General features: G+C 74.0%; 8 protein-coding genes. 5 read left to right on the forward strand and 3 right to left on the reverse strand.

Translation table 11 applies throughout. The features are described from left to right. Positions 1-52: 52 nt before the first annotated feature. Positions 53-1,894: a translation elongation factor 4 gene (gene lepA, locus KGD83_RS22270; RefSeq protein WP_212641006.1), complete on the reverse strand. Its 1,842-nt coding sequence runs from the start codon at positions 1,892-1,894 to the stop codon at positions 53-55. Positions 1,895-2,180: 286 nt separating this feature from the next. Here lepA and KGD83_RS22275 point away from each other — a divergent pair, with 286 nt between their 5' ends. The 5 genes from KGD83_RS22275 (at position 2,181) to holA (ending at position 9,067) form a co-directional block, all read left to right on the forward strand. Continuing rightward, on the forward strand, positions 2,181-3,155 hold the full coding sequence (locus KGD83_RS22275) for a hypothetical protein (protein WP_212641007.1): 975 nt from the start codon (positions 2,181-2,183) through the stop codon (positions 3,153-3,155). Between the two features lie 333 nt (positions 3,156-3,488). Beyond that, positions 3,489-3,758 carry a 30S ribosomal protein S20 gene (gene rpsT, locus KGD83_RS22280; protein ID WP_212641008.1) on the forward strand — a complete coding sequence of 90 codons (270 nt, stop codon included), beginning with the start codon at positions 3,489-3,491 and terminating at the stop codon, positions 3,756-3,758. A 167-nt stretch (positions 3,759-3,925) separates the two neighbouring features. Continuing rightward, positions 3,926-5,548 carry a ComEA family DNA-binding protein gene (locus KGD83_RS28810; protein ID WP_249351993.1) on the forward strand — a complete coding sequence of 541 codons (1,623 nt, stop codon included), beginning with the start codon at positions 3,926-3,928 and terminating at the stop codon, positions 5,546-5,548. A 6-nt stretch (positions 5,549-5,554) separates the two neighbouring features. Then, the gene (locus KGD83_RS22290) at positions 5,555-7,900 is read left to right on the forward strand and encodes a ComEC/Rec2 family competence protein (RefSeq protein WP_212641009.1); all 2,346 of its coding nucleotides are present in this window, start codon (positions 5,555-5,557) and stop codon (positions 7,898-7,900) included. Positions 7,901-8,104: 204 nt separating this feature from the next. Next, entirely contained in the window at positions 8,105-9,067 is a 963-nt protein-coding gene (gene holA, locus KGD83_RS22295; protein ID WP_212641010.1) for a DNA polymerase III subunit delta, read from the forward strand. Positions 9,068-9,109: 42 nt separating this feature from the next. Here holA and KGD83_RS22300 read toward each other — a convergent pair whose 3' ends face one another. After that, positions 9,110-10,318 (reverse strand): amidohydrolase family protein, encoded by a 1,209-nt coding sequence (locus tag KGD83_RS22300; RefSeq protein ID WP_212641011.1) that lies wholly within the window; start codon positions 10,316-10,318, stop codon positions 9,110-9,112. A 445-nt stretch (positions 10,319-10,763) separates the two neighbouring features. Beyond that, positions 10,764-12,302 carry a GTPase HflX gene (gene hflX, locus KGD83_RS22305; protein ID WP_212641012.1) on the reverse strand — a complete coding sequence of 513 codons (1,539 nt, stop codon included), beginning with the start codon at positions 12,300-12,302 and terminating at the stop codon, positions 10,764-10,766. Between the last annotated feature and the right edge of the window lie 93 nt (positions 12,303-12,395).

Here is a 12,395-nt window from a genome sequence, read left to right on the forward strand (position 1 = left end):
GGGGCGCCCCGGCTCGGGGCGCCCCCTCCACGTCCGCCGTGTGCGGGCGGGACTACTTCTTCTTCTTGTCGTCGGAGCCGCCGGTGTCGGTGGACAGCGCGGAGATGAAGGCCTCCTGGGGCACCTCGACCCGGCCGACCATCTTCATCCGCTTCTTGCCCTCCTTCTGCTTCTCCAGCAGCTTGCGCTTACGGCTGATGTCGCCGCCGTAGCACTTGGAGAGCACGTCCTTGCGGATGGCGCGGATGTTCTCGCGGGCGATCACCCGGGCGCCGATGGCGGCCTGGATGGGCACCTCGAACTGCTGCCGGGGGATGAGCTCGCGCAGCTTCTTGGTCATCTCCACGCCGTAGGCGTAGGCCTTGTCCTTGTGCACGATGGCGGAGAAGGCGTCGACGGCCTCGCCCTGGAGCAGGATGTCCACCTTGACCAGGTCGGAGGCCTTCTCGCCGGTGGGCTCGTAGTCCAGTGACGCGTAGCCCTTGGTACGGGACTTGAGGTGGTCGAAGAAGTCGAAGACGATCTCGGCCAGGGGCAGCGTGTAGCGCATCTCCACGCGGTCCTCGGACAGGTAGTCCATGCCCTGGAGGTCGCCGCGCCGCTCCTGGCACAGCTCCATGATCTGGCCGATGTGGTCGGCGGGGCTGAGAACGGTGGCCTTGACCATGGGCTCGTAGATGGAGTCGATCTTCCCGGCGGGGAACTCGCTGGGGTTGGTCACCACGTGCTCGGTGCCGTCCTCCATGTCCACCCGGTAGATGACGTTGGGGGCGGTGGAGATGAGGTCGAGGTTGAACTCGCGCTCCAGGCGGGCCCGGGTGATCTCCAGGTGCAGCAGGCCCAGGAAGCCGCAGCGGAAGCCGAAGCCCAGGGCGGCGGAGGTCTCCGGCTCGAAGGCCAGGGCGGCGTCGTTGAGCTGGAGCTTCTCCAGGGCGTCGCGCAGCACCGGGTAGTCGGTGCCCTCGATCGGGTACAGGCCCGAGAACACCATGGGCTTGGGCTCGCGGTACCCGGACAGCATCTCGGTCGCGGGCCGGTTGAGGGAGGTGATGGTGTCACCGACCTTGGACTGGCGCACGTCCTTGACGCCGGTGATGATGTAGCCGACCTCTCCCACCCCCAGACCGTCGCACTTGGTGGGCTCGGGCGAGCTGACGCCGATCTCCAGGATCTCGTGCGAGGCGCGGGTGGACATCATCTGGATGCGCTCGCGCGGGCTGAGCTTGCCGTCGATCACCCGGACGTAGGTGACCACGCCCCGGTAGGTGTCGTAGACCGAGTCGAAGATCATCGCGCGGGCCGGGGCGTCGGCGTCGCCGACGGGCTGCGGGATCTGGTTGACGATCTCGTTGAGGAGCTCCTCGACGCCCTCGCCCGTCTTGGCGCTGACCTTGAGCACGTCGGAGGGCTCGCAGCCGATGATCCCGGCCAGCTCCTCGGCGTACTTCTCCGGCTGCGCGGCCGGGAGGTCGATCTTGTTGAGCACCGGGATGATGGTGAGGTCGTTCTCCAGGGCCATGTACAGGTTGGCCAGGGTCTGCGCCTCGATGCCCTGCGCGGCGTCCACCAGCAGGACGGCGCCCTCGCAGGCGGCCAGGGAGCGCGAGACCTCGTAGGTGAAGTCGACGTGCCCGGGGGTGTCGATGAGGTCGAGCGTGTAGGTCCGGTCGTCGAGGGCGGTGAAGGGGATGCGCACCGCCTGCGACTTGATGGTGATGCCGCGCTCGCGCTCGATGTCCATGCGGTCCAGGTACTGGGCGCGCATCTGGCGGTCCTCGACGACACCGGTGATCTGGAGCATCCGGTCGGCCAGCGTCGACTTGCCATGGTCGATGTGCGCGATGATGCAGAAGTTGCGGATCAGCGCGGGATCGGTCCAGTTCGGCTGTGCCACCGTGCTCCGTTCACAGGTCGGGTCCGGGTCGTGTGCGCCTGGCGGCGGTGTCGCCCCGCCGCGGCGGGGGCCGACGGCGTCGTCCATCATCCCACGGCGGCCGGGTGCCCTCTCTCGGTGACGGCAGCGGCCCGTGCGGCAGTATGGGGCGCGGGTCTGGTGTCCAGATTATGTGACCCGGGACCGGGAACGGGCCGTGCGGGCGGGCGCCGGGCGCGCGGCGCCGCCGTCGGGGGCGGTGGCGGGCGGGGATCGCCCGCGGTCCGGACGTGGGAGGAGCGGGCGGTTGAAGTGGCTGTTGACACGGTTGCTGGCGGGTGTGGCCGCGATCGCGGTCGTGGTGGTCGGCGCTGGGGCCCTGCTGGCCTTCCAGTTCTCGGGTGAACCGGAGCCGTGGGCGGCCTCGCGGGGCTCCGACGCGGCGTGGGTGGGCTCCTGGGAGGACACCGGCCCCCTGGCGCGGGTGCTCGACACCGGCGGGGTGGACACGGTGTACGTGTACGCGGGCGAGATCGACGCCGAGGGCGCGGTCGAGCGGGTGGAGGACACCGGTTCCCTGCTGTCCTGGCTGGAGCGGGAGTACCCCGACGTGCGCGCGCTGGCGTGGCTGCGGCACGTGGAGAGCGGGTCCTCGCTGCTGCGGGACCGGCTCGGCGAACAGGCCCGCGCGGCGCTCGCCCCGGCGGTCGCCGAGGTGGCCGCGGACGGGTTCGCGGGCGTGCACCTGGAGATCCGTCCGGTGACCGTGAACGACCCGTCGATGCCCACGCTCGTGTCGATGGTGCGCGAGGAGCTCGGCGGGGAACCCGTGCTGTCGGTGCAGGCCCACCACGTGGAGCTGGTGCCGGGCGGACGGGTGCCCTCCTTCGTCATGGAGCGCGGGGAGAAGTACTGGTCCAAGGGCTACCTGGACCGGGTGGCCGAGCACGCCGACGAGGTGGTGCTGCCGGGCGTGGGCGCGGGGATGCCCGGCGACGCGCTGTACGGCGGGTTCATGGTGCGGCAGGTGACCGAGGCGGTGACGGCCCTGCGCGCCCACGAGGGCGTGGCGGTGCGGTTCGGGCTGCCCGCGTACGGCGACGGCGAGTGGGCTCCGGAGGAGTCGGACGAGTCGTTGGCGACCGCGCTGGAGGCCGTCCGACTGGGCGTGACCGAGGCCGGGCCGCCGGAGGGGATGACCCTGGGGGTGGCCTTCTACCTGGGGGACGAGGCGACCGAGGAGGACGTGACGGCCTACACGGAGGGGTGGCTGCTGTCCTGAGCGGCGCTCCCCGGAGACCCGTGGACGGGGCGGTGGAGTCGCCGCCGCTCCGCGCGTGTGCCGCACGGGACCGCAACGGTACGTGGCAGAGCCCCCGCAAACGTCCTCCCGGCATCGTCACGGATTCCATGGGGGCAGGTGGTGCCTGAGCGGTACCCCGTGTGAGGCATACTGGAAGTCCGTGTCTCGGACTTCCACATTGGCCTCGGGCCCTGTGGACTCACACACCCTGCGTCGGCGCCCACGCCGGCCCCTCGCGGAACGGCTGCCCGCGGGTCGGGCCGCCTGGTCCGGTCGGCGCGATGACCAAGATCAACTGGAGCACGTTTTCGCATGGCGAACATCAAGTCGCAGAAGAAGCGCATTCGGCAGAACGAGAAGGCTCGTGTCCGCAACCAGGCGGTGCGCTCCTCGCTGAAGACGGCCGTCCGCAAGTTCCGTGAGGCTGCCGAGGCCGGGGACGTCGAGAAGGCCACCGTCGCCCAGCGCGCCGCCGCTCGCGCGCTGGACAAGGCCACCAGCAAGGGCGTCATCCACCAGAACCAGGCCGCGAACCGCAAGAGCGCGATCGCCAAGCGTCTGCACGCCCTGCAGTCCGCCTGAGACTGAGGCTCGACCCGGCCCGGTGCACGTGCACCGGGCCGGGTTTTCTCGTGCGCCCGGCGTTGTCCCCCGCCGCCCCCGCGCTGGGCGCGGAAGCCCGGACGAGGGTTGTCCACAGCCTGGAATCGGCTGCTGACACAGCGTTCCCGGCTTCCTAACGTGGTCTTATGACTGTTCCGCGCCGCAACCGGCGCCACTCCCCCTCGACCGACCAGCAGGACCGGCTCCGCGCGCTCACCCTGGACGCCTCACCCGCCGCCCGGCGGCTGCGCGCGCGTATCCACCGCTCGCACCCGCAACCCGCGCCGCCTGCCCTCGGTGTCCCGCCGATCCCGAGCGCGCCGTACGCGGTGGCCGGGACGCACGCCCCGTACCGGTCGGCGGCGTCCGGCGGCGAGCCCCGCCCGGAGGGCGCGGGCCGCCCCGAGGCCGCTTCGCGCGGGGGTCCGGCCCCCGAGGGCCGGTGGCCGGACGCCCCGGAGGGCGCCGGGGCCCGGGCTCCTGCCCCAGAGCACCGGGGCGGGAACGCCTCCGGTGACCGCCCGGGCCGGAGCCGGACCAGGCCGGACGCCCCGGGCACGACCGTCCCCGGGGAGGAAGGCCGCTTCTCGGCCGGGCCCGCCCGGGGGACGACCGGAAGGCGGCGGCCCCCGGGAGGCGCCGAGGCCGGTAGCCGCCGTCCTCCGGACACGCCGCCCGCTCCCGGCACGGGTCCCGTGCCCTCGGAGTCCTGGCCCGAGCGCCACCCCGACGACCTGCTCGGCGCGGCCGCTCCCCCGCGCCCCTCTCCGGCCGGGTCGACGGCGGCGCGGAATCCGTCCGGGGAGGACCGGACCGGACCGGCGACCGTGCCCCTACCGCGGACCTGCGGGGATGACCGGGGCGGAAGGCCCGCGGGTTCCGGGGGGTCCGCGAAGCGGGGCACCGGGGAGGCCCCGGACCGCGGAACCGTCCCGTCCGCCCGTCGTGTCGGCGCGTCGGAGGGCACTCCCGGTCCGGGCCCGTGGCCCGACCCGGCGGGGGGACGGCACCGGCGCCCGGAACGCCCGCCGTCGGGGTACGCGGAGTTCGGCCCCGAGCCCTCCGGCCCGCTCCTGGAACGGCTGGCCCGGCGGTGGCCGCCCCGGGCGGCGCTGTCCCGGCGGGCGGTCATCGTCCTGGCCGTGCTGGGCGCCCTGGCCGTCGTGCTGGTGCTGGCCCTGTACCACCGGCCGACCACGGTGCCCGCCCCCGAGATGGTCACCCGTGCCGCGCCCGAGCACGTACCCGCGGCGGAGGGCGACGGCGCGCAGTCCCCGGCGCGGGAGGCGGGGACGGAGGCCGGGGGCGCGGACAGCGGAGGGGCCGGGGACGCGGCCCCGGAGGAGGACCTCGTGGTGCACGTGGGCGGTGAGGTGTCCGACCCCGGGCTGTACACGCTCCCTTCGGGGTCGCGGGTGGCCGACGCCGTGGAGGAGGCCGGTGGCGCGCTGCCCGACGCCGACCTCGACCTGCTCAACCTGGCCCGTCCGCTGGTCGACGGCGAACAGGTCCTGGTGGGCGTCCCCGTGCCCGCGGGCGCGGGCGTCACCGGAAGCGGTCCCCAGGGCGCCGGAGGGCTGGTGGACATCAACCGGGCGGACCGGGCCTTACTGGAGACACTGCCCGGGATCGGCACGGTGATCGCCGACAACATCGTCTCCTACCGCGAGGAGCACGGCCCCTTCCGCAGCGTCGACGACCTGGTCAACGTGGACCGGATCGGCGACAAGATCCTCGCCGACCTCCAACCCCACGTGACGGTGGGGTGAGCGGCGGTGGCCACATGGCTGGGGACGGACGCCTACGGACTGGACAAGCCACCCGATCCGCGCCTGCTGGCGCCCGCGGCGACGGCCTGGGTGGCCGCGCTGGCGGCGCTCGCCGTCCCGCCGTGGGTCGCCTGGTCCCTGGCCGGGATCGCGGGGGCGGGCGCTGCGGTGGCGCTCCTGACGGCCGCGCGTGCGCCCCTGGAGGCGGTGGCGCTCACCGCGGCGGCTTCGCTGGCCTGTGTGGCCACGGTGGCGGCGGTGGCCGGTGTGCAGGTGCACCGGGTGGAGCGGAGCGCGGCCGTGGAGGCCGCCGAGCATGGGCGCGAGGCGGAGTTCGAGGCGGTGGTGACGTCCGATCCGCGGCCGCGGTCGGGGACTCCCCGGCCGGGCAGGGCGGCCTGGGTGATCGACGCCCGTACCGCGTGGGTGCGGTCCGGGGGGACCGAGCGCGTGTCCGCGGCGCCGGTGGTGGTCCTGGCCCAGGAGGAGGACTGGCGCGAACTGCTGCCCGGGCAGACCTTCCGGGCGCGGGGCGTCTTCCTCGGCACGGAGGACGACCCCCTCACCGCCGCCCTGGTCCTGGTACGCGGGCCGCCGGAGGAGGTGGGGCGGCCCGGCGGTCTGCAGAGCTTCGCCGACCTGGTGCGGGAGCGCCTGCGGGAGGCCTCCTCCGGGCTGTCCCGGCCCGAGGACGGGCTCCTCCCGGCGCTGATCGTCGGCGACGCGTCCGGGGTGCCGCCGGAGACCGCCGAGGACTTCCGGGAGACCGGGATGACGCACCTGCTGACCGTCTCGGGAGCCAATCTGGCGGTGCTCACCGGCTTCGTGCTGGCGGCCTCCCGGCTGCTGCGGGCGCCCCCGTGGTGCTCGGTGGCGGGCGGCGCGGCGGTGATCTGGGTGTTCGTCCTGGTGTGCCGCCCGGAGCCGAGCGTGGTGCGCGCGGCGTTCATGGGATCGCTGGGTCTGCTGGCGCTGGCCACCGGGCGCGCCCACGCGGGACTCGGTGCGCTGGCCGTCACGGTGGTCGGGGTGCTGTTCGTCGCCCCGGGACTGGCCGCCTCCTTCGGGTTCGCGCTGTCGGTGCTGGCGACCGCGGGCATCCTGCTTCTGGTGCCGCCGTGGACGCGGGCGTGGTCGGCGGGCCTGCCGCGTCCGGTGGCGGAGGCGCTGGCGGTGGCCCTGGCCGCGCAGGTGGCGGTCTCCCCCGTGCTGGTCCTGCTCTCGGGCGAACTGTCGTGGATCGCGGTTCCGGCCAACGTGCTGGCCGCTCCGGTGGTCGCGGCGGTGACGGTGGCGGGGACCGCGGTGGCGGCCCTGGCCCTGGTGTGGCCGGGGGCGGCGGCGGTGGCCGCGCACCTGCCCGGGCTGGGGGTGTCGTGGATCGCGGCGGTGGCCGGTGCGGGCGCGCGTGTTCCGCACGGCGCGCTGGCGTGGCGGTCGGATCCGGTGGGAGGGCTGGTACTGGCCGCGGTGCTGGCGGCGCTGGTCTTCACGCACGGGCGGTTGCGCCGTGTCGTGGCAGCCGTGGTGGCGGCCGTGCTGCTGTTGGCCCTGGCCGCGCGGTGCGTGCCGGGCGGATGGCCGCCCCCGGGATGGGCGCTGGTGGCGTGCGACGTGGGTCAGGGCACCGCCTTCGTGCTGTCGGCGGGCCGGGGATCGGCGGTGGTCGCCGACACAGGGGAGGACCCGGACAGGGTGGACGACTGCCTGGGGCGGCTGGGGGTGCGCGAAGTCCCGCTGCTGATTCTGAGCCACGACCACGCCGACCACGTGGACGGCACGCCCGGGGTGCTGCGGCACCGGAGTGTGGGGACCGCGCTGGCGCCGCCGGGGTTCGGGGAGAGCGCCACGGGGCGGCTGCTGGCCGACGCCGGGGTGCGGTTGTTGGAGGCCGAACGGGGCCAGCGGCTGAGGGTGGGAACGTGGCTGCTGCGCGTGCTGTGGCCGGTGCCCGGCTTCACGGGCTCGGTGAACGACACTTCGGTGGTGGTCCGGGCGGACGGGGCGGCGCTGACGGTGCTGCTGACCGGGGACATCGAGGAGGAGGCGCAGAGAAGGCTGCTGGAGGGACCGGACGCCGACCTGTTGCGGGTGACCGTGCTGGCTGTGCCCCACCACGGGGCGGGGAGCCAGGAACCGGCCTTCCTGGAGGCCGCCGCCCCGGTGGTGTCGGTGACCTCGGTGGGCGCGGACAACACCTACGGGCATCCGGCGCCGTTCACCTGGAACATCCTGGAACGGGTGGCGCGGGTGAACCTGCGCACCGACCGGGACGGGGACGCGGCCGTGCTGGACGGCGGCGGTTCCGGGCCCGGGCAGGCCGTGGTGCGCGGGCCCGACCCCGCGCGGTAGGAGGCGGCGCCCTGGGGGGCGGGGCGGCGGAGGACGGCACGGTGAGGGGGTGGGGGAGCGGGAGGCACCGCGTACGGGGCTCACCGGTCACGGTCGGTGCGGGCGACGGGGCGGGAGCGCGCCCGCCGACCATGTGACGGTCGCGTGCCCGCCGGGCGCGCGACGGGCGTCCGGCTGGTCGGTGGGGCGTGGCATCCTCTGTGTATGCCTGCACCCGCCCTGCTCACGATCATCGTCGGGGACGAGGAACTCCTCGTCGACCGGGCCGTCGCCTCCGTCGTCGCGGCGGTCCGCGAGGCCGACCCCGGCGTGGACGTCCACGACCTGCTGCCCGCCCAGGTGGGGATGTCCACGCTCGTCGAGGTGACCTCGCCCTCGCTGTTCGGCGATCGGCGGGTGGTGGTGCTGCGCTCGTCCCAGGACCTGACCAAGGACTTGGCGGCGACCGTCACCGACTACCTCGGGGACCCGGCCGACGACGTCAACCTCGTGCTCACCCACGCGGGCGGCAACAAGGGCAAGGCCCTGCTCCAGGCAGCGGTCAAGGCGGGTGCCCACCGCGTGGACTGCAAGGGGCCGAGCAAACCCGCCGAGCGGGTGGCCTTCGTCAAGGGCGAGTTCTCCCAGGCGGGACGCCAGATCACCGCCGACGCCGCGCAGGCGCTGGTGGACGCGGTCGGCAGCGAGCTGCGCGAGATCGCGGCGGCCTGCACCCAGCTGATCGCCGACACCGAGGGCCGGGTGGACGCCGCGGCGGTGGCCAGGTACCACTCCGGCAAGGCGGAGGCGTCGGGTTTCACCGTGGCCGACCGCGCCGTGGAGGGGCGCCTGCCCGAGGCGCTGGAGCAGTTGCGCTGGTCGCTGGCGGTGGGTACGGCCCCGGTGCTGATCAACAGCGCGTTGGCCGGTGCGGTGCGCGGTATCGCCGTGGCCGCCCAGCCGCCGCGCGGCATGTCCGAGGCGGACCTGGCCAAGCGCGCCAGGGTCCCGCCGTGGAAGCTGCGGACCCTGCGTCAGCAGGCGCGGGGGTGGAGCCCGGCGGGCGTCACCCGCGCCATGGCGGTGGTCGCCGAGACCGACGCGCTCATCAAGGGCGCCGGACGCGACCCCGAGTACGCGCTGGAGCGGGCCGTCATCGAGATCGCCCGGGCCCGCGGCAGGCGTTAGCGGCGGGCCCGAAGGGCCGCTTCGGGCGGCGGAGGCGCCGCCTCAGCGGATGGTCCTGCCGCCCTGCCACACCCGCAGGGTGTTGAGGCCCATCGACCAGGCGAAGGCGCCCTCGTGGTCGGCGTCCCACTGGACGAGGTCGGCCAGGCTGCCGGGCGCGAGCACGCCCCGGTCGGTCAGGCCCAGGGCGCGTGCGCTGCCCACCGTGGCGGCGTGCAGGGCCTCCTGCACGGTCATCTCGAACATGGAGATGGCCAGCGAGATCACCAGGGGCATCGACATCGTGCCCGACTGGCCGGGGTTGTGGTCGGTGCCCAGACCGATGGGCACGCCGTGGTCGAGCAGCGCACGCACCGGCGGTGTGCGGCGCTCGTGCAGCGAGGTCGTCGGGCAGGCCACCACCGGCGTGCGGGTGGCGGCCAGCGCCAGGACGTCCTGCTCGTCGGTCTCGTGCAGCAGGTCCACGGAGGAGCAGCCCATCTCGGCGGCCATGCGCACGGCGCCGTGCCGGGGGCGCGAGCAGGCGTGCAGGGTGGTGCGCAGTCCCGCGGTCTGGCCCACCCCCAGCAGCATGCGGGCGTCCTCGGTGGTGAACTGCTGGTTGTCGCAGTACACGTCCACCCCGTCGGCACCGGCCAGCGCGGCGTCGTTGAGCCAGGAGGCGGCGGTGGCCGCGTACTCCCTGGGTCTGCCGAAGAACTCGGGCGGCACCCCGTGCGCGGGGAAGAAGGTGACGTGCAGGCGCGGCATGCCCGGTTCCTCCTCCAGGGAGCGCAGCAGGCGCACGTCGGCCAGTTCGCCGTCCCTGGTCAGGTGGTAGCCGGTCTTGGCCTCCACGGTGGTGGTACCGGTCAGCACCCAGTGCCGGAGCCGTTCGCGGACCGCGTTGCACAGGGTCCAGGGGTCGGTACCGCGGGTGATGGTGACGGTGGTGGAGACACCGCCCCCGGCCGCGAAGATGTCCCCCTTGGAGGCGCCCTTGGCCCACATGTTGACCTCGGCGTAGCGGTCCCCCGCGTACACGGGGTGGCAGTGGGCGTCGATCAGCCCGGGGGTGATCATGCCGCCGCCGATGTTGACGACGTCGTCGACGTCGGTGAGGTCGTCCACCACGCCCGGGACGCTCTGGGGGAGCTCGGCGGCGGGCCCGACCCAGGCCACCCGGTCGTCGTCCATCAGGAGCGCGGCCTTGGTGATCAGCTCGCTCCCGGTCCACAGCCGACCGATGTTGCTGAGGAGTACCGCCGTCATGGGGTCGTCCGCCCTCGCCGGTCAGGTCAACCGGTGCGACTGCGGGACACGGTCGTGGGATACACGGGCGGGCATGGCGACCTCGTATCTGGAGCGGTCCGACGGAGCCGGTGGGGCGGCCTGCGGCCGCCGCGGTGCCGTGACAGTGGTACAGGGGGCGGCTGTCGCGGGACAGCGGCCACTGGCGGCCAGTGCTCCAAAACCGTAGTCCATCCGCGGACTCCGTGTACACCTCCCCGGAAGGACGAATAGGACGGTCGCCCGACAAAGGCCGCGAGCGCACCGGGTGACCGGTGCCATCGGCGGCCCCGGTGGTCTGGGTGTTCGCGTGCGCCGACCGGACGGGGAGGCGTCCGTGCGCCGCCGGGGCCCGCCTCCGGACACGGCGGGGCCGGGGCGCCCGGTGAGGGGGCGCCCCGGCCGTGCGCGGCGGGCCGCGCGTGCCTCAGGCCGTGCTGGGCGTGTACTCGTCGAGTCTGCCCGCGAGCAGGGCAGGCACGAAGGCGTGGATCGCCGTGCCCTCGGCGGTGTGCTCCTCGCTGAGGATGCGCCCCTCCTCGTGGATCCGGGCGATGAGGTCGCCCCGCGAGTACGGGACGAGCGCCCGGACCTCGTGCGCCAGCTCGGGCAGCGCCGCGGCGACCGCCTCCACCAGCGCGGGGACGCCCTCGCCGGTACGGGCCGACACCTCGACCATGTCCGGGTAGCGGGTGCGCAGCGCCTTGAGCACGTCGGGGTCGGCGGCGTCCACCTTGTTGACCACGATGAGCTCGGGCACGTCACCGGCGTCGATGTCGGCGAAGACGTGCCGGACCGCGCTGATCTGGCTCTCGGGGTCGGGGTGGGACCCGTCGACCACGTGCAGGACCAGGTCGGAGTCGGCGACCTCCTCCAGGGTGGAGCGGAAGGCCTCCACGAGCTGGTGCGGCAGGTGCCGGACGAAGCCGACTGTGTCGCTGAGCGTGAACCCGCGGCCGTCGGGCGTGCGGGCCTGGCGCACGGTCGGGTCCAGGGTGGCGAACAGGGCGTTCTCGACCAGGACTCCGGCACCGGTCAGCCGGTTGAGCAGGCTCGACTTGCCCGCGTTGGTGTACCCGGCGATGGCCACGGACGGCACCGAGCGGGTGCGCCGGACGTCGCGCTTGACGTCGCGGGCGGTGCGCATGTGGGCGAGCTGGCGGCGCAGCTTGGCCATCTTGTCGTTGATGCGCCGACGGTCGGTCTCGATCTTGGTCTCACCCGGGCCGCGCAGTCCCACGCCGCCGCCCGCGCCACCGCCGCCGGAGCCGCCCGCCTGACGGGACAGGGCGTCACCCCAGCCGCGCAGTCGCGGCAGCAGGTAGCTGAGCTGGGCGAGCTCGACCTGGGCCTTGCCCTCGCTGCTGCGCGCGTGCTGGGCGAAGATGTCCAGGATCAGGGCCGTGCGGTCGATCACCTTGACCTTGACCACGTCCTCCAGCTGGCGCAGCTGGCCGGGCGTGAGCTCCCCGTCACAGATCACGGTGTCGGCGCCGGTGGCCTCCACGATGTCGCGCAGTTCGGCGGCCTTGCCCTTGCCGACGTAGGTGGCGGGGTCGGGCTTGGAGCGGCGCTGGGTGACCCCCTCCAGCACGAGCGCGCCCGCGGTCTCGGACAGGGCGGCGAGCTCGGTGAGCGAGTTGTCCGCGTCGGTCTGTGAGCCGCTGGTCCACACGCCGATGAGGATGACGCGCTCCAGCCTCAGGGAGCGGTACTCGACCTCGGTGACGTCGGTGAGTTCGGTGGACAGTCCCGGAACCCGGCGCAGCGCGTGGCGCTCGGCGAGTTCCATCTCGCCCTGGTCGGGGGCGTTGTCCGGGTCGTCGTAGCGGTCACCGCCGGTGGCCCCGGCCTCGCGGGACGCGTCGTGTGCGTCGACCCCGTCCCCGACGGTGATCGCCTCGCGGAACGCGTCCTCGGCCTCGTGGCCGTCGTGGACGCTTCCGCGGGTGTCAGCTGTATTCATATCCCTCCAGGTGGGTCAACGTGGCCGCCGTCCCGATTCTTCCCGCGACCGGGCGGTGGCGGGTGCCCTGTCGATGGTGGCATCTCGCCTCCA

The sequence above is a fragment of the Nocardiopsis akebiae genome (assembly GCF_018316795.1).
GTDB lineage: Bacteria > Actinomycetota > Actinomycetes > Streptosporangiales > Streptosporangiaceae > Nocardiopsis > Nocardiopsis dassonvillei.

Coding starts and splice junctions, on each gene's coding strand:
- rpsT (WP_212641008.1), top strand. CDS start 3,489: ATGGCGAACATCAAGTCGCAGAAGAAGCGCATTCGGCAGAACGAGAAG.
- KGD83_RS28810 (WP_249351993.1), top strand. CDS start 3,926: ATGACTGTTCCGCGCCGCAACCGGCGCCACTCCCCCTCGACCGACCAG.
- holA (WP_212641010.1), top strand. CDS start 8,105: ATGCCTGCACCCGCCCTGCTCACGATCATCGTCGGGGACGAGGAACTC.
- KGD83_RS22300 (WP_212641011.1), bottom strand. CDS start 10,318: ATGACGGCGGTACTCCTCAGCAACATCGGTCGGCTGTGGACCGGGAGC.
- hflX (WP_212641012.1), bottom strand. CDS start 12,302: ATGAATACAGCTGACACCCGCGGAAGCGTCCACGACGGCCACGAGGCC.